The organism is Thalassobellus citreus, from assembly GCF_044385915.1.
Lineage (GTDB): Bacteria > Bacteroidota > Bacteroidia > Flavobacteriales > Flavobacteriaceae > Thalassobellus > Thalassobellus citreus.
In genome coordinates, this window is record NZ_JBISCC010000112.1 from 63,538 (window position 1) to 86,631 (window position 23,094).

Genomic DNA, 23,094 nt, shown 5'->3' on the forward strand with positions numbered 1-23,094 from the left:
ATTTAAAACCTTTTTTATTATTAAACAAAAATGAAACTAAATCACAAACTATTACCAATATTAATTTTAACACTTCTTTATAACTCTTTTGCTTTTTCTCAAATTCAAATTTTATCTAATAACATTGGAGACATAATCAATGCAGGACAAGGAGATTTATATCTAACCACAGATACCAATCAACTATATATTGGTTTAAGTGATGGAACTATATCGTTAATAGGAAATGAAAGTTACAATGGATATAGCTGGGATCGAACGGGTAACTCTAATGCAAGTAATTTAAATTTTTTAGGTACTAGCAATGATATAAAATTTGAAATTAGGTCTAATAATCTTCCTATGCTACAAATTGGAAGAAGACAAACCTTAGGATTAACACAAAATTTTACTGATTATAATGACAATAACCAACCTTTAGTAAACCTAAATGGTGATGGAACCACATCTGCTTTACAATTTACAGCTTCTGGCGCAGATTTTTACAAACCTATGTTTTTTACCACCACAGAAGGTAATTTTAGATTAAAAGGGAGTGCCGCAGGTACCGATTATTTTGAAATAGGATCTGCTGGTACGAACAACAATGGATTGTTTGAAATTATTATAGGCGATGATGGTGATGAGCCTATAACATTTAAAAAATACAATTACACCACACAAACACAAATTGAAATGATGCGCCTACAAGGTACAGGCTTAAACGATAATGTTCGAGTGGGTATTAAAACCAATGGCATTATGGCAAATTCTACCCTACAAGTTCAAGGCTCTTTGGCAACAACCATTTTTACAACAACTACAAATCTTAACTTAACTGAAAACCACCATACTGTAATTTTAGGAGGAAATCATAACATTATTTTACCAAATGCTTCTACCTGTACAGGTCGTAATTATATTATAAAAAACCCTACAACAAATTCCAATGTTATAACGAGTTATATTACTTTACAAGGTAATACAAGTACAAATATTACAAGTGAATCAATACTTTGGCTACAAAGCGATGGTGTAAATTGGCAACAAATAAACTCTGAAAGCTCTAGTAGCACAAGTAGTGGCTGGAGTATAACGGGAAATTCTATTGCAACTACCAATTTTATTGGCACTACTAATTATCAACCTTTAAAATTCAAGGTTAATAGTTCAGATTTTGGTTTATTCCATCCTCTAGGAGGGATTAACATAGGACTAGAATCGAATGCCAACAATAACCAAGGGTTAGCTATTGGCGAAAAATCAAACGCAGGACAACAATGCTCTGCTTATGGATATAACGCTGATGCTAGTGGGTTTCAATCGAATGCGTTTGGTTATGGTGCAGTTGCATCAAGTAACCAATCCACAGCTATTGGATATAATAGTATTGCAAATGGTGAAAATGCAACCTCCTTAGGCCATGGTGCTACAACTAATCAAGATAATGCTATTGTAATAGGAAACACTAATGATGATACACAGTATGATGGTACTAAAGTAGGTCTTGGCACCTCCACTCCAACTAGACGCCTACATGTTGCTGGCGGGTTTAGATTAGTAGATGGTACTGAAGGTGAAGGAAAAACACTAATTTCCGACGCTAATGGAAATGCTAGTTGGAAAGATGATTCTCCTATTATAGCTGAAATATATAATACCATAGTAACAGGAATAGACTCTAATACAACGTGGGTTACAGTAGGTTTAAATGCAATGAGTATTGTCTCTGGAAATATTCAAAAATCTGGAAATGGTATTCAGGTACTAGAAGAAGGCTTATACAGAATTACATATAGAGTTAGCATACAAACAGAAACAACAGCAAACAGAAGAGCTGGTGGCATGTTTAGGCTATTAATTGATGGATCTGAAGCTAATGGATCTAGATCTTTTGCATATGCGCGAAACACAAATAATCGTCCTATTTTTTCAACAGGATCCGCCACGAAAATAATGTCACTAACAGGTAGCGAATTAATTACAATACAAGCAGTTAGATCAAGTACAAATCCAAATGAAGACTTTGATACTGTTGCAAATGGATGTAATCTTATTATAGAAAAACTTTAATTGTGTTATTTAATTATTAATAATATTTTTTATTAAATATTGACAAAAAAAATTTTATAGTAATTAAACTATTATAAGAAAATATTAAATAACTCAATTAATTAAACAAAAAAATATACAAGTACACTAATATTTACTATTAGCAACAAAAGTAAAATACATTCTTTTAAACTAATAAAAACCTCATAACAGTGTTTAAATTCATTTCGTTTTATTTCCATAACTCTTAATAAACTATTTACTACTCTTGTGTAATTTTTGACTAAAATTTTTATTCGGTCAAATTTTACGTTTTAAAACGAATATAAATGTATCTAGAATGAAATATTAATTATTATTAAAGTGTTCTTAATACATTTTTTTATTAAAAAATTAATTTCCGAACAAAAACTTTATCTTGTAATATAAATAACAATACAAAAAATAATACACAACACAGGGTAATACAAGATCACAATAATATTACATTAACAAAGATCTTTTAAAAACACGTTTAGCCAAATAAACTGTTTGTTTAGTATATACCTGACTATCAAATATTTTTTCTTGTTCTGGTAGTAAAAAGGCTTTTATTGCCATTAAGTATTTATATTCGGCAAAGTTCCATTCTACAACTTTTCGTTTATTATTAATAGTATTAGCTATATTAGCATTGCCTATTTTTCGTAATTCTATATAATAAATAATTACGGCAGATTGTAACTTTTCAATTTGCGATGTTTGTAAGTTAAGTTTACTACCTAAACACTTTGTTTCTTTTGTAATTAAATAGTCAATAGGATTTTTTAAAAGCTCTATATAGTGTTTTGTATTATTTATTTGATCATTTGCAAGGTTTACAAAAATTAAACCTGTAAAAAGAATTAAAAATACAATTTTCATTATTTCATAATTAAATTAAAACATTACACAATAAAACGTTACACTCTGCCTATCAAATAAAAAATAAACTTTGTTTTGTGTAATTTATTAATATGTGTTTATTTTTAGTAACGGAACTAAAGCTAAAAACAAAGTTGTTTCTTACAAATACGCACTAAGCTTTTTATTTTTAAAAAAAACCGCCACAGGCGGTTACTATTTAACTCCTGCCACCCTTAAGGGATGGCAGGATAAAGTACCTAAGGAAACAAATAAATACAAAGTATCAATCCTTTATGCAACGAACGCTAAAGCCATAAGCACGACCGTTACTGGCAAAGTAGGCACTACTTTCACCTAAGAGTAGCCGAAGCTACCCACAAAGCCAAGAGCGCCAGTATCGTAGTTGCGGCGGCCTGCAGATGGGAGCTTTAATGCCGAAGCATAAGCGCCTGCTCTATTATTCTGTGAACTACCAGTACCCCAAAAACCAACACCGCCGTAGTTACGCTCGGCATCTAACTCGTTTTTGGTTGGAATACGGTAACCTGAAGGACATGGATTATTTGTCCCTGATACATCCTGCCACAAGGTAACGTCCGGTGTTGTCAACCAATCTTTTGGTGATGAATCATTTTTTATAAATTTACCGTCCCAAGCATTGCCATCACTAGGTACTGCTGTGGTAGCCATGGTTTCAGTATCATTACTCTGCTCTGCATTATCGGAAGCTGTAGAACTTATCCAAACTATGGTCTGATGACCATCGGAACCACGACCCCACTGATACAAATCGCCATATGATAAATGATCATTATAAGCCGTGGCGACCTGTTGAGCTCCCAAATTACGATCCATCCAATATTTACCCGTAGGTGAAAGTACTGATACTGGGGGGACTGGTGGAATTACGGATGTAACAACTCCTGTAATAGTACTCAAATAATCTGTCCCGTCATAATAATACAAACCCTTTGGGTCGCAATCTAAACAATAAACAACCAATCCCTCAGCTGAAGTTAAAATACCAACCATGTCATGATAACCCATACGGGGTGGTAAAAAACCCTGTGTTGTTGAAGATAATTCCAATACCGATGAAGTATCGGGAGTTGCTGTACCTATACCAATCTGAGAATAACCCGATAAACTAATTAATAGGCCAAATAAAATTAATTTATTTTTTTTCATTATTATGTTTTTTTTATAAATTAAATACCTTTTTTGATTAAAAAATATCTTAATGATATATTTGGACTTATTAAACAACAAGTGTCTATTAAGCTAATTTTTAACATTTAATTTGAAGGAAAAAAAATACTATATAAGTAAAAAACAATATTTTCTTAAATCTTTTAAATATAGAACTGAAGGAATTCTAGAATTTAATAGTTTATAGATTGCTAAAAAAATTATAAACATGAGTAGTTATTTGGGTTCTATGTAATAAAACCTGTTCTCTATACTTTTTTTTAAACAAAAATACTTTAAATCTAGATAGTAGTATAAAAAAATATTTGATACTATTGACAAAAAACTTATAAACTTGATTCAGTTTTGGATGATTCATTATTACTATAAAAAAACAAGTTATTACAAAACTTATAGATTTATTTTTTTTTAACATAGGTGTTTCAAAAAAAGTTGATAACAAATAAAAATAATTGCGATAAATACTTTTTTGAAACATATTGTTTAAATTTAAAACCAGTGAGTCCTTTTTTAATATAACTATAGTATCATAAGCATTACGTAAACTAAAAGTTCCGTAAATAAATGCATTATCATTTAATTGAAAATTAAATATATTATGTTCTAGTAAACTTCTATTAATAGGTATAGGTATATTATTTACCATAATTTTATATTTTAAAAAAGCAGTTTCTTCTAAGTTTAACAAAAAATTACTACTTAACAGTTTGTCATGTAATTCTATGGCTCCTATATACTTATCAGACACCAACCTAGGCAAGTGTCTGTGATTAAAAAGAGTTTCATTATTATTATCATTTATAGAATAATAACCGGCTTCTTGTAATATTTGGTTAGCCTTATATATATCATTAGAATGTACTAAAATATCTATATCACCTATCATACGCTCAGCTATATTGTTGTAGTAATTTCCTTTTAACAAAGCCATCCCTTTTAAAAAAACATAATCTATATTATGAGATTTAAAAAGTGTATTAATTTGTTCTGCTTGTAGTAAAAGTGATTTATTTCTAAGGTTATTAAGACTTGTAATTTCTTTAAGATACAACTCTAAATCTACAGGTAGTATATGTAACAACCCTCTAGTTTTAAGCCTACAATACACTGTTGGCAATACTAAATGTTTACTCGCTATCTTGATAAAAAAATCCCATTCTGTTATAAATTTACCACAGTAGTCAATTATGTATTTATTATCTGTTTTATAACTTAATATGGAAGCAATAAATTTAAGTATGTCGCTTTTTTTCATTTGTATAATATTTAAATACATATAATTTTTGGTATTGAAAAAACAATTGTAGAAACAGGTTTATAAAGAGAAAAAAAATCAATTTAATACGATTCTAAATCTGCAAAATACTTTATAGCATCTTCTGTTTTGGAATATGTAAGCTTATAAAAAGTAACCGTATTAATCCAGTTTAAAAATTGTAATGCATGACTTGAATTACTAGAAACCCAAGATTCTGAAATTAAAATTTCTAACCCTTTACTTCTGTCGAGTATTTCTAAGCTTGGTATCTTATTATCTTTATTAAAATTAACCAAGACTACCTTATTACATTTATAGCTATATGTCTTTTTAGGACAGCCATTAATAGGTAAAAACTTAATATCTCCCTTATACCCGTTTACAGTAGTTAGTGAATTAAAACTTTTAACATGATTATTTAATAATGTAAAAGCCCCTTTTTTTATTGATATTGCAGAGGGGTTTCTATAAACTTCTAGACTGGAAGCAAGCATAGGTGTTATATCGTCTGCAACAACATTATAACCATTTTGATTTAATAATGCAGACAATGTGCTTTTACCACTCCCAGATTTTCCAATACACATAATAGCATTCTTATCTTTAACCACCGTTGAAGCATGAAATGTTGCGAGCCAATCTTCTTCTTTTTTAGCATACAGTAAATTGAAAATTTGTAATGAAAATTTTCCCAAAAAAACATGCATCTCTACCAACTTAGTAGCCAATAAAAATGTTCTATTTAAATATAAGACAACGTTTTTATTATCACACACCACATCAAATACCTGATAATCTACATTACTATTAAAAGAGGCTTCATAATAAGCTAATTGAGGGTTTACAAAATTTTTAATTATTTCATTAGGAAAGTTTACTTGTATATATTTACCATAAATTACATAATAAGTTCTAGAAGTTATTTCTTCTTTATAGAGCTTCTTATAATCTAAATACTTAAACTCATAGATATTATAATTTGACCTGCTGTTATAATTTACGCTTAGAAGCAATTGAGAAATCTCTAAATAATAATTAGCAGAATTTTCATAAGTATAACCTTTATTTTTTAGATAGTTAAAAAAATCGATTTTTGTTTTATTTAAAAAAGATTTTAAAAATTCTAACACCTTATTACTAACAATAATGTATGAATTAGATTTATTAAACCACAATACATAAAGCTCATGTTCACTATCAATAGGCAAGACATATTTTGGTGCTAATGCAGCAATATTATTCATTTGTCTCTATTTTAATTTTTAACAAGATTTATTTTGATAAAATATATTTTAAAGCAACATTTATTTACTATAAAACTTAAAACAGTTATTAAATTCATTTAATAAAAAAACCGTAGCTATATTAACTTAAGTACGGTTTATCTTTAACTAGGTTTTACAAATATATTTTATTCTCCTGCTTAAAAACACCAAAAAAATGCATTTTTCATGGCGGTGGTAAGGATTGTGCTTGTGATTTTTTTGGACTTAGCATTATAAAAGTACCTAAAGCTGTAAGGGCAGCATATTTACCCATCTTTTTCATAGCTTCAATACGATCTATATAATTATTATCTAAGTCGTTAGCCTTATCGATAATAACATTACCTATCTTATCTTTTAATTTTTCTTTCATAAAATATTATAGAATTAATTAACTAAAACTTTTTTTGTTATAACAGTATTACTATTTTTTAATTTTAAACGTACTATATAAACCCCCTCACTTACATGTGACACATCAACATATTTCTTATCATTTGTAGCTACACTAAAATTATCATCTATAATAACTCTACCAGAAAGATCTATTAAAGAAAAATTAGCAGAATGATTACTTATATCAGAAATCATAATTTGTTTTGCTTTAAGTATAGACACAATGTTTATATTTGAAATTGCTAAATCTTCTGTATTAAGCGTTTTATTTGAAGTCGTTAAATAAAAACGTCCACTACTATTTAAATCCTGTGAAGAAGTAAATGTATAAGAATCTTCTAATAGTGTAAAAGTGTTTAATTCTGTATCTTGCAAATAAATTTTAGTTCCTTCAGGTAAGGTAGATGCATCCATAGATATTTTATAAGAAGCACCTGTTTTAACATTTAAACGAACAGGTATAACCAAATCTGTACTTGATAAATCTGAAAGTGGCAACGCCTGTATTTGAAAGGCTGCTTTACTTGAATTATCGGCAAGTTCTGTTGTTATTGACAAACTTGGTAGCGAAAAAGCCCCAGAATCCCAACTTACATCTAAACCTCTTGTAACATGATTGTTAATAAAATATAAATCAGCATTATAAAACTTATTTTCATCAGAAACATCATTAATTTTTAACTTAAAATTAAAATACTCTATCGAATTAATTTTCTTAGAAACGGACTTTCCTGTAATAAAATCATCTTTACTCGACACCTTTTGCATAGCTTTAGTAAAAGTTAAGGTTCCGCCATCAGCATCAGCATACACCATAAAACCTTGTCCTGGCATAATATCAACATCGCCACCTGGCTCCCCTAAAAGGGTGGTGCTATTAAGAACTCCCCATGTAGAACCATCTGAAGTAACAGCTCCATCATAACCATAAACCGCAACATAATTAGAATTAAATGCACTACTACTACTCATTACTGCAAGTAAATTAGAAGCACTAATTGCAGACGAATAAGGATTACCTATTAAATTCGCATAACGATTTTTACCTGTTCCCGCAGTAATTACAACTGGCACATCTCCAGTTTTTATTACACCTTGAAAACTTAATGTTCCGCCAGATACTGTTGCAGACCTATACCCTATACCCGCAGTTAAAACATCTGTATCAGTATCAGAAAATTCATTATAAACACCTAGAGAATTATTATTATCATAATCACCAAAAAGCCAATCTCCACCTTGTGTACCAGCAACAATACTAGCTGTGTTTCTACTATAAAACAAGTTAAAAGCCTCTCCAGTTACTGGAGGCGCAATTAAATCCCTTGTAGACACAGAAGCTACCCAACGCCTATACTCTGCAACCCCTGTTGAAGCACCATCAATATACACATTAGAAAATGCGCTAGACCCAGAATCCATAATAAATTCACCTGTGCCATTAATAGACAAATCACCACTATTACTAATAAACAAATCTGCAGATTTAGATACATAGACAAGACCTCCATTTTCAACAGCTAAATCAACTTGAGAAAACATCATATTAACACATAAAAAACCTATAACAAAAAGAGTATTTTTCTTCATTTTTTTTATTTAAATTTATATTAATAACAAATATGTTAAAACAAATTAAACTTGCAATTCTCAAAGTAATATAAGGTAACAATAACTAATAAGTGTGCGTTATTTTATATTTTAAAGATTAATTAGCGCCATATCCATACCCATACCCATAGTTATACTGATTTGACTTATTTGCGTTAAGTCCATTAACAACAAGCCCTATATTTTTTAACTTTTCAGTTTTATATAACTTTTTTAAATGCAAAATAATTTTTTTGTCAGAATAGTTTGATCGAACAACATACGTAATTACGTCTGCATATTTAGATATTAAAAAAGTATCTGAAACTAAAATAGTAGGTGCTGTATCTACAATAATATAATCATAACTTAATTTAGCTTTATCTATTAGATCTCCAAATTTCCCATTACTAAGTAACTGTTGGGCATTTGGTGGTATAGGACCACCTTGTAAAACATCAAAATTTGTATTATTATCAAAAGGCTTAATAATGCTATCCTCCCAACTAAAGTGTTCATTATATAAATAATTAGACAACCCTTCTTGGTTTTTATCGCATCCAATATAATTATGTATTTGAGGATTTCGTAAATCACCTCCCACTAACAAAACACGCTTATTAAATGAGGATAATGTTATTGCTAAATTGATACTTACATAGGTTTTTCCTTCTCCTTTAATTGATGATGTTGAAAAAATAACTTTACCCTGGTTTTTATTAATTAAAGAAGGGTTAATTAAATTAATGTTAGAACTTAATATTCTAAATACTTCGTTTTGTACATTATTCTCATTTGGTGTTAAAAGCATATCTGCTTCACTTGTAACACCTTTTATAGATGGAATTTCTGCAACAATAGGAATTTCAGGAATTAAGTTTTCTAAATCTTCTACTAATCGAATTTTTGTATCTAAAGCAAAAACGAGATATAAACCCCCAAAAGGACCTAATATACTTATTAAAATAGCTATAGAATAAATAACAAATGGCTTAGGAGCTATTGGAGATGTATTTGCTTTAGCATACTCTACAACTTTTACTGAGGATTCTGTCACAGATAAATTAATAGCGGCTTCTTCTCTTTTTTGAAGTAACAACAAGTATAAACTCTCTTTTATATTTTGTTGTCTTTCTATAGAACGTAATACTTTTTCATTTAAGGGTATGATACTTGTTTCTTCACTTATCTCTTTATGCTTTTCTTTAAATTGATTTTGCCTAAATTTTAAATCTTGTATATATACCTTTAATGAATTCTCTAAATTATTTTTAATACTATTAAGCTGTTCTTCTATATTTTTGATTAAAGGGTTATTAACACCTCCAGCCTTTTTATACTTACTGTATTCTAAAACCTTTGCATTGTAATTTCCTATAAATTTATCTAGTTCACTATTATTAAAGCCCAAATTTACAGGTAATAAATGAATTTCATCAAAATTAGATATAAGTTGGTCTTTTAAACTATTAGCTAAAAAAATCTGGTTATGTATTTCGAATAAAGAAGCATCTGATAGGGTTATTTTATTAATGTTTTCAACAACTTGTTCTTGTATATCAATAAATGTATTTTGTTGTTTAAATTTTTTCTTTTTATCTTCAATAGAATCTAACTCTCCAAATAAACTAAGAAGCCTATCATCTACAAACTCCACGGTTCTTTTTGATACTAATTGTCTATCTTTAATTCCGTCTAATTTATAAGCTTCAATTAAAGCATTAAGTGTTGACTCTAGTTTTAATTTATTTTTTCCTTGTAAACTCAACTTTAAAACATTACTATAATCTCCTACTTGTTTAATCTTTATAGAAGATTTTAATTGATTAATAACATTTTCTTTAGCAACAAACTTTATTTGATACGTATGCCCTACAAAATGCTTCATATTTTTGGCAGTTTCAATAATTTCAAATGGTAAGTTTAATTTATTACCATTTGTACTATACCCTGCTATTTGTATAAATTTATCTGCATTTATATCTATTATATCAAAACCTGTAGAATTAACTACAATATTATAAGCCATTTTAGAGGTTATACTATCTACGTCAATAAGAACTTTAAATTTAAATGGTAAGCTTGCTAATTCTAATACTTGAATGGTTCCTTTTTCAAAAAAAGAAATATTTAATTTATTTTTAACAACAACCTGTTCTATAATTGGATATGATATTAGCAACTCTACTTCATTCTCTAAATTAACATTAGACCTATTAAACAAATATGAAGAAGTATTTAGTTCTATTCCTTTAGATTTATCTAATACTTGTATTTTTGCATTAGATAAATACACTTTGTTTGTATATCGTAAATAAAAAAAACTAATTAATAGCGAAACCACCATGGTTATTAAAAACCATGGCCAATAATTTAAATATTTATTAATATCCTTTATAATATTTAATTCTTCTTGCTCTGTATTAAACATTTTTGTATTAATTCTTTTCACGTGTTTATATTAAATTTTATATATTGTAATTACAATACAATTAAAACCTTATTTCTATTCATATTTACAAAATTTAGTTTTAGTATGTTTTAGAAACAACCTATTAACGGCTAAATAGTACTATGGTTGAAATTAAAATAGATGTTACAGACAAAAGAGTTCCAAAATTACTTATATAGCCTGCACTTTTTACTTTTGCTATATTAGGTTTTACATAAACAACATCATTCTGTTTAATAGTATAATAAGGTGTTTTTAACAAATTAGTTGACGTTAAATCAATATGTTCTATATGTCTTACGCCATTTTCTTCTCTAATAAGCAAAATATCATTTCGCTTTCCATTAATTGTTAAATCACCTGCATACCCTAATGCTTGAAATAAGTTTATAGACTTTTCTGAAAAACCATACGTACCAGGACTATTAACCTCTCCTAATACCGTTACTTTCGAATTTAATAACCTAACATCTACAATAGGTGCTTCTAAATGTTTACCTAATAAAAGTTTGTTTTTAATAATTTCTTCAAGTTGTTCGGGGGTTTTATTTTTAACAGAAACCACACCTAACTCAGGAAGTTTTATTGTGTATTGTTCAGACACTAAATAACCCTGTAATTTTAAAAGTTCTGGAGATCCCGTAAGAGAAGCTACTTGTTTATTGTAAGGGATAACGGCCTCTGGTATATTTGAACTTACAACAATATTAAGAATATCGTTAGGTTGTATAAAAATATCATCATAATTAATTTGCGAAATTTTTACAGTATTTGAATTTTGTAGATATAAAATATTTTTTTTACTAGAACAAGATATTGTTATTACAAGGAGTATAAAAAGAGTAAGCTTTTTTATCATATTAAGATGTTTTTTTTAATTCATTAATTAGCACGGTAACAATTCTTTTAGAAGCATTTCCATCCCATAGGGGTATATGCTTTGATGTTTTCCATTGATTATTAAATAGTATATCTAAGTATTTTTTAATATTTTTAGGGTTTGTACCTACCAATTCATTAGAACCTAAGCTTACTGTTATAGGGCGTTCTGTATTATTACGAAGTGTTAAACAAGGTATATTTAAAACACTTGTTTCTTCTGTAATACCACCAGAATCTGTAATAACAGCTTTGGCATGTTGTATTAAATAATTAAATTCTAAATAAGGCATTGGTTTTATCACATGCAAATGAGTGCAATTAATTTTTAAACTATTAAAAACCGACACAGTTCTTGGATGCATAGGAAATACAATAGGGATATTGCGTGTGTTATTAATAATTTCGGTTATTAACATATTTAAGCACTCTTTATCATCAACGTTAGAAGGTCTGTGTAATGTTAAAACCATATAGTTTGCTTTTTTTAATTTTAAGCCATCATAAAACTTTGGTTTTTTAAAATTAGGCAATTGCTTTAACAAAGTATCAATCATAGTATTTCCAACAAAAAAAATCTTAGATTTATTATAACCACTTTCGTTAAGATTTTTACTAGCTAAACTTGAAGTGGTAAAGAGGTAATTTGATATACTATCAATAATTAATCTATTTATTTCTTCAGGCATACTCCAGTCTTTTGATCGTAAACCAGCTTCTACATGCGCCACTTTTATACACAACCGTTGTGCTGTAATGGCACAAGCCATAGAAGAGGTAACATCGCCTACTACTAGAACCAAATCTGTTGGATTTGCTTTTAATTCCTTTTCAAAAGCAATCATAATACTAGCTGCTTGTTGTATTTGAGTACCAGAATTACAGTCTAAATTAATATGAGGTTTAGGAATGCTAAGTTGTTTAAAAAAATCATCAGACATATTGGCATCATAATGCTGCCCTGTATGTACTAACCTAAAATTTATAGATGCTAACCTACATTGTAAGCCTTGTATTTCATGAATTATAGGTGCTATTTTCATGAAATTTGGCCTTGCACCAGCAACAATTGTTATTTTTTGTGTATTCATTTATTATTTTAAGTTATGGCCTAAATACATATTAATACTTAATAAACAAATTAAAAGCAAAGCGTAACAAATGTATTTGCCTTTTGATACGGTATGGCTGCCTTAATAGCCTATTAGCCCATTCTAAATTATGTTTAACCCACCATTTGGGCGCTCGTTTCACCACACCTGTATAAACATCTAAGCTACCGCCTAGGCCTTGATAAACAGCTTTATATTCTTTTTGAATATCTTTCATAAGCAGTTCTTGCTTTGGAGACCCCATAGCTACAAACACAACATCTGGTTTATGTTTTTTTATATCTTCAATTAAAACTCGCTTCTCTTCTTCTGTTTTTATATATCCGTTTCTAAAATTACAAATAGTAACACCTCTATAATCCTGTCTTAATTTTTTAACCGTAGCTTCAACAACTTGTTGTTTACCTCCTATAATATAGAAAGATCTACTTTTATAATAAGATTCTATTATTTCTAGCCACAACTCGCAACCTGGAATTTTAACAACGTTTCTATTTCCTTTTTTCTTTAAAATTTGAACTGCACCAAACCCATCTGGAAACCCAATATTTTGGTTAATAAAATCTCGAGTTATTTTTGTTGCATGAAGAATTTTCTCTGCATTTACAGCTACTAAAACAGCTTTTTTTTTAAATGCATATGTTATAAGTTCTTGTTTTGATTGAGGTGCAAATGTTTTTATTCCGTTTAAATTTTTAAAATCCATATGCCTTGTTTTATATATTTAATAAAAACAACCTGTTATAAATTATAAAAGATTATTTAAAACAATTTAAAAAAGAAAGATGATTAATTCTCAAACTGTTTCATCAAAAATATTGAACAAGTACAAAATCAATAAGCTCAAAGTAACATACGGTTCTAATTATTAACAACTGGATAATCTACTTTTATATTTATTAAGTTTATAGTAAAACCAGAACTTATAGTTACTAGCATAAACGCTTTAAAGCAAAGGCTTAAATACATTTGAAAGTATTGTTTTCTTTTCAATTTATTTAAAGAATTATGATTCTTATTAAATCTATTTTTTTGTTAACCTGCCAGTAAAATAATTATATCTTTTTAAACTTGAAATATTTATACTTTGCTTATTTTCTTGTTCTAACAAATAATACGATAAGGCATTAAACATAAAAGCGTTGCTCCACCTCATGTAAGAAATTTTCGAACTTACACCTTGTTTTAATTGGTAATAAAAATAACCGCGTTTATCTTGCATATTTTTTATAGTCCATTGTACAACCTGTTTTGCTAAAACAGCATGTAATGAAAAAACATTTAATTTAGATATAGTTACAAACAACTGCCCTGGGCAATGTATATCTATAGGGTAGGTTTTGTTGTAATAATATTTTGGAGTACCATCTGTTTTAAAAAAAGATTTTAAATAAAAATTTAACCCCACGTTAATATTTTTTTGAAATGTAAAATCGCCTGTACAATCTATGTAGGTTTGTATAGCCTCTAAATTATAACCGGTATGAAAACTATCTATCCAACTTTGTACTGGTAACATGCCATATACCCATGATCCATTTTTATTTTGAGCATCGCAACACGCGCTTATTGTTTTTTTAGCCGTTATTTTTAAGCTTTCGTTTTTTGTATAGGCATAAACTTGGCTAAGTATTTTAGCACCTAATAAACTGGCATTATAAACCGTATTATTCCCCTTTAAAGGAGCATAAGAAAACAAAAAACCACATTTATATACGGTTCTATTTAAATCGTTTAAAACAAATTTTGTTGCAGATATACAAGCCTTTAAATACACTTTATTTTTTGTTATACTATATGCCATTAATAAAGCATCTACCGCAAAAGAGGTAGCTACAACGGTAGGCGTGTTTTTTGGAAAGAAAAACAAACGTCTTGCTTGCCAATCAAAATTATAGCCCCAACAAGCACCGCTATAGTTTGTATTTTTAAGATTGAGCAAAAGATGCGCTAGTTCATTAATTTTTTTTAATAATGCTTCTGAAGATCCATATGCTGTATTTTTTAGTTTTGATATTGTATATAAGTTACAATAACCCGACAAAAACAAAGCAATACCTTTGGCATTATGTGCTTTAGGCACACCAAACAGCTTTCTAAAATTTATGGGGGAGCGTTTAAAAAACTGAATCCAAACCAACCTAGCTAAATCCCATTTTTTAAATGGTAATGCTTGAAAAAAGCTAGAGTTTAACCCATCATAAGGGTCCCAGCCTTTATAATTTTCATTTTCACAATATTTTTTTAATTTATTAAATACGCCCCCAACATGACACTTCATTACAGTTACTTTTTTTATTGACTTACTGAAAAAAAAAAAAAAACCCGCCACAGGCGGTTAATCGGTTACTCCTGCCCCCCTTAAGGGATGGCAGGATAAAGTACACCTAAGGAAACAAATAAATACAAAGTATCAATCCTTTATGCAACGGACGCTCAAGCCAAACGCACTACTGACATTGGTATAGGAGGTATTACTAGTATTGAAGAAGAGGTAAAACATCTTAGTACCACTAACAGTACTAGTCCAATAGTAGCCGGTAATACCCAAAGTTTTTAGAGAGCCATCAAAATTGCGGTAACCTACAGATGGGAGCTTTAATACCGAAGCATAAGCGCCTACTCTATTATTCTGTGCACTACCAGTACCCCAAAAACCAGTACCGCCGTTGTTATGCTCGGCCTCAAACTCGACTTGGGTTGGAATACGGTAACCTGAGGGACATGGATTATTTGTCCCTGTTACACCCTGCCACAAGGTAACGTCCGGTGTTGTCAACCAATTCTTTGATGATGAATCATTTTTTATAAATTTACCGTCCCAAGCATTGCCATCACTAGGTACTGCAGTGGTAGCCAAGGTTTCAGTATCATTACTCTGCTCTGCACTATCGGAAGCTGTAGAACTTATCCAAACTATGGTCTGATGACCATCGGAACCACGACCCCACTGATACAAATCGCCATATGATAAATGATCATTATAAGCCGTGGCGATCTGTTGAGCTCCCAAATTACGATCCATCCAAATTTGACCCGTAGATGAAAGTACTCCGGAGGGCGATCCGTTTAGGGTGCTCAAAAAAGAAGAGCCATCGTAAACATACAAACCCTTTGGGTCGCAATCTAAACAATAAACCATCAATCCCTCAGCTGGTGCAACTATGGATATCATATTTGAATAAAACATACGCGGAGGTAGAAGGCCCTGTGATGTAGATGCTATTTCTAATGCAGATGAAGCATCTGGGGTAACTGTACCTATACCAATCTGAGAATAACCCAACAAAGTTGTTAATAGCACAAATAAAATTAATGCAAACTGTTTCATTATTATTATTATTATTATTATTATTATGTTAAAACAAATGTAAACAGAAACAACATCACAATTAAATAACAAGTGATAACTGGTAAGCATAGCGAATAAGTGTTTATAACGAAAGACTGCAATAGTTTTAAGCCTGAAAATACACGTTAATTAATTTCGCTTATTTAAAATGATGCATACTTAATACTATAAACGATGGTTTATTAGAACATCTAGTTTTTTGTTTTTTTTTAAACCGCCACAGGCGGTTATTATTTAACTCCTGCCACCCTTAAGGGATGGCAGGATAAAGTGGCTAAGGAAACAAATAAATACAAAGTATCAATCCTTTATGCAACGAACGCTAAAGCCATTAGCATGACTGCTAGGGTAAGGGTAAATGCTGGCATCACTGAAATTGAAGCCTAGGCAACGTGTGACAGTACCACTAACACTACTAGACCAATAGAAGCCGCGGCTACCCACATTGCCAAGAGCGCCAGTAGAGCTGCTGCGGCCGCCCGCAACTGGGAGCTTTAATACCGAAGCATAAGCGCCTGCACTATTATTCTGTACACTACCAGTACCCCAAAAACCAGTACCGCCGTTGTTACGCTCGGCATTTAACTCGGCTGCGCTTGGAATACGGAAACCTGAAGGACATGGATTATTTGTCCCTGATACACCCTGCCACAAGGTAACGTCCGGTGTTGTCAACCAATCGTGTGGTGATGAATCATTTTTTATAAATTTACCGTCCCAAGCATTGCCATCACTAGGTTCTGCAGTGGTAGCCAAGGTTTCAGTATCATTACTCTGCTCTGCACTATCGGAAGCTGTAGAACTTATCCAAACTATGGTCTGATGACCATCGGAACCACGACCCCACTGATACAAATCGCCATATGATAAATGATCATTAGAAGCCGTGGCGACCTGTTGAGCTCCCAAATTACGATCCATCCAAATTTGACCCGTAGATGAAAGTACTGTTGGTGGGGGGACTGTTGGAATTACTGATGTAACAACTCCTGTAGTAGTACTCAAATAATCTGTCCCGTCATAATAATACAAACCCTTTGGGTCGCAATCTAAACAATAAACAACCAATCCCTCAGCTGGAGTTAAAATACCAACCATGTCATCATAAACCATACGGGGTGGTAAAAAATCCTGTGTTGTTGATGTTACATCCAAAACAGATGAACCATCGGGAGTTGCTGTACCAATAACTAGCTGAGAATATCCAGATAAACTTGCTAAAACTATAAATAAATGGAGAGTAATTTGTTTCATTATCTTTATATTTTTTATTTTTAATCCGTTTTTTTTTTAATTAAATACCTTTTTTAATTAAAAATATCTCAATGATTTATCTAGACTTATTAAACAACAACTAGATAGTAAACTGATTTTTAAAAACTTAATTTGAAGAAAAAAATTTAAATGGTTTGGTTCTATTTAAAATAATAGACACTTAATATTATAACTTATGGTGGTTTATTAGAACATCTGCATGCTTAACCGACACAGGACGTTTTATAATTTTATTGTTCTTATCTAATAAAAAATAGCTAGGAGTACCTGTAACATGATAATCTTTAGCAGCTTGGGTATTCCAGCCATTAAAATCACAATACATTTGCCAAGGTGTATTGGCGTAAGCTAATTTAAAAGCTTTTTCGTCTGTATCTATACTTATATATATAATGTTTAGGTTTTTAGTTTGCCAAGCATCATAATGTTTTAATAATTCTAAAGCATCCTTTTTGCAAGTAGGACACCAGCTGGCACCAAATACTACTAATTTATTGCTTTTTAAATCGCTTAGTTTCGTGTTGTTTTCTAATAGTATATCGGGTGCTATATTACCAACTTTCATTTTTCTATAACTTTCTAATTTAGCTGCTAAATCATCAGTTAAGCTACACTGATTGTTGTTTAATAAGCTTAACGACAAGTACTCTGAAGCTTTGTACAAACTACGTTTTTCTAAATATTTAAACAGTTTACTAGATACTATATTAAGTAAACTATCATTGTTTTTTAAGTTATCTATTAAATATTGGCTACTTAAATTCATTTGAACATACATACTATCTAAAGATTGCCCCATATTTTCTAATAGCAAATAATGCCCTTCTATTACTTCTTTAAACAAGCCACTGGTTTTAAAATTAGGATGATTAAAATCTATATTTCTAAATTGAGTAATAGCTTGAGGTATTTGCTCTGTTTTTTTTCTTACTATAATAGGCATCTCCTGTACCAACTTACGGTAAGGTATAAACCAACGCACATAACTATTATTGTCTAAGTTTGATACAAAACTGTCATCTTCTTTTTGCAATCGTATTTGCTCTTTAGTAATAGTTTTTAAAAACTTCTTTTGAGTTGCTAATAAAGGTGTGTTTTTATATAAAGGCAGTAAAAACTCTAAAGCCGATAAAGCATTGCCTCGAAGCCCTTGCTGTTTAGCATATTGCATAAAATTTTTATTTTCGTAACTATTGGTAAATTGTAAACTATCGGTTTCTAAAAGGTGGTTTCCTGTAAGGTTTATATCTGGTTTGGTTAAAACAAACACTAATTTACTTTTATCTTGTGTTTTTAATATGCCCATACCCTTATAGTTTTTTGGATAATTTAACGTAAAATTACCTGCTGCATCTATGGTATCTTTAGCTAATTCTATAGTTTCGTAATAGTTAAAACCTGTTAGGCTTATTTGTTGACCTATTTGTTGCTTTAATGTACCCTTTATAGCTTGTGCAGTTGTTATAACACTGGATAATAGAGTAAAAATAATGATTGTTTTTTTCATTTTAACACTTCTTTTATAATTAATACTTTTTTTTTAATCTGCATGACAAAAATTATATTCCTTTATGCAACGTACGCTAAAGTCATTAGCACGATTTTTACTGTTAATGTTAGCATTACTGCTATTGAAGTTTAGGTTACGTGTGTTAGTACAACTAACCCTACTAGACCAATAGTTGCCGTTGCTACCCACATTGTTAAGAGCGCCAGTATTGTTGTTGCGGTTGCCTGCAAGTGGCTATTAAACACAATCTGTTAATTTATTACACTAAAAAATAATGCCATAAATAGTTATAAAACCATGTCCTTGTATATTTTACAAGGGTTGTGTTAGGATTAAATTAGCACACCCATTACTAAATTATTAATTTAAATAATGGCTCCGGCTGTATATTTTTGCCATGCAGTTAATTGTTTTGATAATGATTCTATTTTTATATTAATGTTTATATACGTTTTAATACTTATAATTTGCAAATCTCTGGCTATTCTAAATAACAACCGCATTACTTCTATATGTTCTCTTCCTGTATTTATATCATTAATTCTTATTTGGTTTTTACTTTTATTAGCTTTATAAACTTGTATTAATAATTGCAAACTCTCTCCCTTTAATTTTTCACCCAATGTATATTTATGTTCTCGTGTAAATAATTTTGTTGTTTTATGGGTTACTATCAACAAATCATACCCTAATTTAAAAACGGGTAAGCTAGTGTATAATGCCATTGCCAATAATGTTTTTTAATGTATATTTTAGAAAAGGTTTTTGTAAACCCAAAAAAACAATAAAATTTAGCATCTAATTGTTTTATTGCTTTAGTTATTAAATTAAAAGTGTTTGCATGACTTAAAGTACCTAAATACGAATTTAAAAGGGCTCGTATTTTTTTTATGGTATCCCACTCTATTTTAAACGACTGTAACAATAATTTGTTTACCTTTTTAATGGCTTTGTAAAAATTGGCTTTGGTACGGTTACTTATATAACTGCAATAAGGTTTTATATAATGCCCTAAAAACAAAACCCCCTTGGTATAATGCTGTAAATATATTTTTTTAGGATGAATAATTAATCCTATTTTATCTAACTCTCTCTGCACTAAAGGTATTATTTGTTTTAACTTACTTTTTTCTTGGAGAACAAAAATCATATCATCTACATACCTGCCATAATAATTAATTTTTAACTCTTTTTTTATAAAATGATCTAATGCATTTAAATAAATATTACCAAATATTTGTGAGGTAAGGTTGCCTATAGGTAAACCAAAACCATTAGGCTTACTAAATAAGCTTTTATCTGTTGGTAACCCTTGCCAATTGGTCTTACTCCCTTTAATACGGCAATTGCGGGCTACATTGGTAAATATAGTTTGTTGCAGTAAATATAACAAAGTAGTATACTGTATACCTAAATAACTTGTATTAGGATTTAAAAAATTAACCACTTTACTGTACAATATATTATGGTTTATATTCATAAAATAAGCAGAAATATCTAATTTTAAAATATAAGCATCTTTAGTATAATTTTGAGAGCAAGATCTTATAAAATGGTTGGCTCTTTTTACACCATACAGTGTACCTTTACCTTTACGGCAACTATAACTATCGTGTATTAAAAAAGGGTTTATATGCTTTTTATAAATACACCTATAAGTTAAATGATGCACAACACGGTCTGCAAAATGGGCAGCAAATATTTCGCGCTGCACAGGTTTATACACTATAAAAGCAATAGCTGGTTTTGGCACATAAGTTTTAGTATGTATTTGAACTGCAAGATTATATAAGTTTTCTTCTAAATTTAACTCAAAATCCAGTTGGTTTTGCGTATTGCGTTTATGTTTTCTTGCTGCTAAATAAGATAAATACAACTACTGCATTAATACTTGCATTATAACTCTTTTTGTAATTTACTTAAAAACTCTAAAGCTTGCATAGGTGTTTTATTAACTAGGTTAAAACTTTGTATTTGTTGCTTTAGGGTTAAGGCAGTATATACTACACAATGTTCTGTTTTTTTTCTGTAAAACCGCCTTAATATTTTTAAGTTGTAGCTCTATTTGCTGTAAAATACTTAAAGGAAAACCAATGCTATAAACGCTTTGGTTTACTGTTTTAACAAACTTACTAGTTACTTTATAGGCTTTAATATGGGATACAAACCACATAGCATTTTGGTTATATATTTTATAAAACATACCTTCATTAAAAAGGTAAATAATTTGTGGCTGTAAGGCTAAATTAATTTTATCATTAATAGTCATTATTTTTTTATTTTTGCTATGTAAGCAACTATCTTTAATACAACTTTGTTTTGTTTTCTATATTTAAACAACCGTATACCTACAACTCCAAACTAAAAATATCTCTTACAAATACGCACTAAGCTTTTTATTTTTTAAAAAAACCGCCACAGGCGGCTATTATTTAACTCCTTCCTCCCTACCCTAAGGGGATGGCATGATAAAGTACCTAAGGGAACAAATAAATAAAAAGTATCAATCCTTTATGCAACGGACGCTTAGGCCATTAGAACGACCGGTAGCGCCAAAGCCGGCATCAGTGCCATGAAAAAATAAGTTACGTGCCATATCAACACTAACCACATTAGACCAATAGTAGCCACTGTCACCTTCAAAGTTAATAGCGCCAGTATTGTTGGCGCGGACGCCTGCAACTGGGAGCTTTAATACTGAATCATAAGCACCCCATCTACTATTCCTTAAACTACCAGTACCCCAAAAACCAATACCGCCGAGGTTACGCTCGGCCTCAAACTCAATTTCGGTTGGAATACGGAAACCTGAAGGACATGGATTATTTGTCCCTGATACACCCTGCCACAAGTTAACGTCCGGTGTTGTCAACCAATTTTGTGGTGATGAACCTGCTATTATAAATTTACCGTCCCAAGCATTGCCAACACTAGGTACCGCAGTGCTAGCCGTAGTTTCAATTTCATTACTCTGCTCTGTTCCATCAGAAGCTGTAGAACTTACCCAAACAATGGTCTGATGACCATCGGAATCACGACCCCACTGATAAAAATCGCCATATGATAAATGATCATTATAAGCCGTGGCTACCTGTTGAGCTCCCAAATTACGATCCATCCAATATTTACCCGTACCTGAAAGTACTGACACTGGTGGGGCTGGTGAAAGTACCCCTGTAGTAGTATTCAAATAATCTGTCCCGTCATAAAAATACAAACCCTTTGGGTCGCAATCTAAACAATAAACAATCAATCCCTCAGCTGGAGTTAAAATACCAACCATGTCATTATAAGCCATACGGGGTGGCAAAAAACCCTGTGTTGTTGATGTTACATCCAAAACAGATGAACCATCGGGAGTTTCTGTGCCTATACCAACCTGAGAATAACCCGATAAACTTATTAATAGCACAAATAAAACTAATGTGTATTTTTTCATTATTATTATTATTATTATTATATAGAAACAAATGTAAAGAGAAACAACATCAAAAATTAACTAAAAGTATTAACTGGTAAGTATAACAAATAAGTGTTTGTAACGAAAACTGCAATAGTTTTAAGAGAGAAAATACACGTTAATTAATTTCGCTTATTTAAAATGATGCATACTTAATACTATAAACAATGGTTTATTAGAACATCTAGTTTTTTGTTTTTTTTTTAAACCGCCACAGGCGGTTACTATTTAACTCCTGCCACCCTAAAGGGATGGCAGGAGTTAAATAGTAACTAAGAGAACAAATAAACACAAAGTATCAATCCTTTATGCAACGAACGCTAAGACCATAAGAAAGTTCCATATGAAAAACGCCGCTATCATCTAGTGGAAAGACCTGCATAGTATCTGCACCTACAAAACTACCACTACTATTATACG

At 30.4% G+C, this 23,094-nt stretch carries 19 protein-coding genes; 1 reads left to right on the forward strand and 18 read right to left on the reverse strand.

The window, feature by feature from the left end; translation table 11 throughout:
• The first annotated feature begins 30 nt into the window (after nucleotides 1-30).
• On the forward strand, nucleotides 31-2,052 hold the full coding sequence (locus tag ACH5TX_RS02680) for a hypothetical protein (RefSeq protein WP_439338012.1): 2,022 nt from the start codon (nucleotides 31-33) through the stop codon (nucleotides 2,050-2,052).
• Nucleotides 2,053-2,514: 462 nt separating this feature from the next.
• Here the strand turns inward: ACH5TX_RS02680 and ACH5TX_RS02685 are convergent, their stop codons facing one another.
• From ACH5TX_RS02685 to ACH5TX_RS02770, 18 genes are all read right to left on the reverse strand, one after another.
• Nucleotides 2,515-2,934, reverse strand: coding sequence for a hypothetical protein (locus tag ACH5TX_RS02685; protein WP_439338013.1), 420 nt, complete (start codon nucleotides 2,932-2,934; stop codon nucleotides 2,515-2,517).
• Nucleotides 2,935-3,270: 336 nt separating this feature from the next.
• Nucleotides 3,271-4,104 (reverse strand): phage tail-like protein, encoded by an 834-nt coding sequence (locus tag ACH5TX_RS02690; RefSeq protein WP_439338014.1) that lies wholly within the window; start codon nucleotides 4,102-4,104, stop codon nucleotides 3,271-3,273.
• 202 nt (nucleotides 4,105-4,306) lie between these two features.
• On the reverse strand, nucleotides 4,307-5,380 hold the full coding sequence (locus ACH5TX_RS02695) for a nucleotidyltransferase family protein (RefSeq protein WP_439338015.1): 1,074 nt from the start codon (nucleotides 5,378-5,380) through the stop codon (nucleotides 4,307-4,309).
• A gap of 83 nt (nucleotides 5,381-5,463) precedes the next feature.
• Entirely contained in the window at nucleotides 5,464-6,627 is a 1,164-nt protein-coding gene (locus ACH5TX_RS02700) for a hypothetical protein (protein WP_439338016.1), read from the reverse strand.
• Between the two features lie 205 nt (nucleotides 6,628-6,832).
• Nucleotides 6,833-7,021, reverse strand: a complete 189-nt coding sequence (locus ACH5TX_RS02705; protein ID WP_439338017.1) for a hypothetical protein — start codon at nucleotides 7,019-7,021, stop codon at nucleotides 6,833-6,835.
• Between the two features lie 14 nt (nucleotides 7,022-7,035).
• Nucleotides 7,036-8,634 (reverse strand): T9SS type A sorting domain-containing protein, encoded by a 1,599-nt coding sequence (locus tag ACH5TX_RS02710; protein WP_439338018.1) that lies wholly within the window; start codon nucleotides 8,632-8,634, stop codon nucleotides 7,036-7,038.
• 118 nt (nucleotides 8,635-8,752) lie between these two features.
• A complete protein-coding gene (locus ACH5TX_RS02715; protein ID WP_439338019.1) occupies nucleotides 8,753-11,086 on the reverse strand; it encodes a GumC family protein in 2,334 nt (777 codons plus the stop codon).
• A 103-nt stretch (nucleotides 11,087-11,189) separates the two neighbouring features.
• Nucleotides 11,190-11,945: a polysaccharide biosynthesis/export family protein gene (locus tag ACH5TX_RS02720; protein WP_439338020.1), complete on the reverse strand. Its 756-nt coding sequence runs from the start codon at nucleotides 11,943-11,945 to the stop codon at nucleotides 11,190-11,192.
• 1 nt (nucleotide 11,946) lies between these two features.
• Nucleotides 11,947-13,056, reverse strand: coding sequence for a non-hydrolyzing UDP-N-acetylglucosamine 2-epimerase (wecB, locus tag ACH5TX_RS02725; protein ID WP_439338021.1), 1,110 nt, complete (start codon nucleotides 13,054-13,056; stop codon nucleotides 11,947-11,949).
• A gap of 31 nt (nucleotides 13,057-13,087) precedes the next feature.
• Entirely contained in the window at nucleotides 13,088-13,783 is a 696-nt protein-coding gene (locus ACH5TX_RS02730) for a WecB/TagA/CpsF family glycosyltransferase (protein WP_439338022.1), read from the reverse strand.
• Nucleotides 13,784-14,101: 318 nt separating this feature from the next.
• The gene (locus tag ACH5TX_RS02735) at nucleotides 14,102-15,358 is read right to left on the reverse strand and encodes a delta-aminolevulinic acid dehydratase (RefSeq protein WP_439338023.1); all 1,257 of its coding nucleotides are present in this window, start codon (nucleotides 15,356-15,358) and stop codon (nucleotides 14,102-14,104) included.
• Between the two features lie 132 nt (nucleotides 15,359-15,490).
• Complete coding sequence (locus ACH5TX_RS02740; protein WP_439338024.1) at nucleotides 15,491-16,408, reverse strand: phage tail-like protein; 918 nt, start codon at nucleotides 16,406-16,408, stop codon at nucleotides 15,491-15,493.
• Between the two features lie 321 nt (nucleotides 16,409-16,729).
• Complete coding sequence (locus tag ACH5TX_RS02745) at nucleotides 16,730-17,683, reverse strand: phage tail-like protein (protein ID WP_439338025.1); 954 nt, start codon at nucleotides 17,681-17,683, stop codon at nucleotides 16,730-16,732.
• A gap of 187 nt (nucleotides 17,684-17,870) precedes the next feature.
• Nucleotides 17,871-19,211 carry a peroxiredoxin family protein gene (locus tag ACH5TX_RS02750; RefSeq protein WP_439338026.1) on the reverse strand — a complete coding sequence of 447 codons (1,341 nt, stop codon included), beginning with the start codon at nucleotides 19,209-19,211 and terminating at the stop codon, nucleotides 17,871-17,873.
• 368 nt (nucleotides 19,212-19,579) lie between these two features.
• Entirely contained in the window at nucleotides 19,580-19,939 is a 360-nt protein-coding gene (locus ACH5TX_RS02755) for a four helix bundle protein (RefSeq protein WP_439338027.1), read from the reverse strand.
• Nucleotides 19,903-21,090 (reverse strand): RNA-directed DNA polymerase, encoded by a 1,188-nt coding sequence (locus ACH5TX_RS02760; RefSeq protein WP_439338028.1) that lies wholly within the window; start codon nucleotides 21,088-21,090, stop codon nucleotides 19,903-19,905. Before ACH5TX_RS02760 ends, ACH5TX_RS02755 begins: the two co-directional genes overlap by 37 nt.
• A gap of 84 nt (nucleotides 21,091-21,174) precedes the next feature.
• Nucleotides 21,175-21,483: a hypothetical protein gene (locus ACH5TX_RS02765; protein WP_439338029.1), complete on the reverse strand. Its 309-nt coding sequence runs from the start codon at nucleotides 21,481-21,483 to the stop codon at nucleotides 21,175-21,177.
• 234 nt (nucleotides 21,484-21,717) lie between these two features.
• Nucleotides 21,718-22,653 (reverse strand): phage tail-like protein, encoded by a 936-nt coding sequence (locus ACH5TX_RS02770; RefSeq protein WP_439338030.1) that lies wholly within the window; start codon nucleotides 22,651-22,653, stop codon nucleotides 21,718-21,720.
• Nucleotides 22,654-23,094 lie beyond the last annotated feature (441 nt).

Bases quoted from the DNA above. Each gene is read 5' to 3' on its own strand.
- ACH5TX_RS02680 (WP_439338012.1), top strand. From the start codon at position 31: ATGAAACTAAATCACAAACTATTACCAATATTAATTTTAACACTTCTT.
- ACH5TX_RS02685 (WP_439338013.1), bottom strand. From the start codon at position 2,934: ATGAAAATTGTATTTTTAATTCTTTTTACAGGTTTAATTTTTGTAAAC.
- ACH5TX_RS02690 (WP_439338014.1), bottom strand. From the start codon at position 4,104: ATGAAAAAAAATAAATTAATTTTATTTGGCCTATTAATTAGTTTATCG.
- ACH5TX_RS02695 (WP_439338015.1), bottom strand. From the start codon at position 5,380: ATGAAAAAAAGCGACATACTTAAATTTATTGCTTCCATATTAAGTTAT.
- ACH5TX_RS02700 (WP_439338016.1), bottom strand. From the start codon at position 6,627: ATGAATAATATTGCTGCATTAGCACCAAAATATGTCTTGCCTATTGAT.
- ACH5TX_RS02705 (WP_439338017.1), bottom strand. From the start codon at position 7,021: ATGAAAGAAAAATTAAAAGATAAGATAGGTAATGTTATTATCGATAAG.
- ACH5TX_RS02710 (WP_439338018.1), bottom strand. From the start codon at position 8,634: ATGAAGAAAAATACTCTTTTTGTTATAGGTTTTTTATGTGTTAATATG.
- ACH5TX_RS02720 (WP_439338020.1), bottom strand. From the start codon at position 11,945: ATGATAAAAAAGCTTACTCTTTTTATACTCCTTGTAATAACAATATCT.
- wecB (WP_439338021.1), bottom strand. From the start codon at position 13,056: ATGAATACACAAAAAATAACAATTGTTGCTGGTGCAAGGCCAAATTTC.
- ACH5TX_RS02730 (WP_439338022.1), bottom strand. From the start codon at position 13,783: ATGGATTTTAAAAATTTAAACGGAATAAAAACATTTGCACCTCAATCA.
- ACH5TX_RS02735 (WP_439338023.1), bottom strand. From the start codon at position 15,358: ATGAAGTGTCATGTTGGGGGCGTATTTAATAAATTAAAAAAATATTGT.
- ACH5TX_RS02740 (WP_439338024.1), bottom strand. From the start codon at position 16,408: ATGAAACAGTTTGCATTAATTTTATTTGTGCTATTAACAACTTTGTTG.
- ACH5TX_RS02745 (WP_439338025.1), bottom strand. From the start codon at position 17,683: ATGAAACAAATTACTCTCCATTTATTTATAGTTTTAGCAAGTTTATCT.
- ACH5TX_RS02750 (WP_439338026.1), bottom strand. From the start codon at position 19,211: ATGAAAAAAACAATCATTATTTTTACTCTATTATCCAGTGTTATAACA.
- ACH5TX_RS02755 (WP_439338027.1), bottom strand. From the start codon at position 19,939: ATGGCATTATACACTAGCTTACCCGTTTTTAAATTAGGGTATGATTTG.
- ACH5TX_RS02765 (WP_439338029.1), bottom strand. From the start codon at position 21,483: ATGACTATTAATGATAAAATTAATTTAGCCTTACAGCCACAAATTATT.
- ACH5TX_RS02770 (WP_439338030.1), bottom strand. From the start codon at position 22,653: ATGAAAAAATACACATTAGTTTTATTTGTGCTATTAATAAGTTTATCG.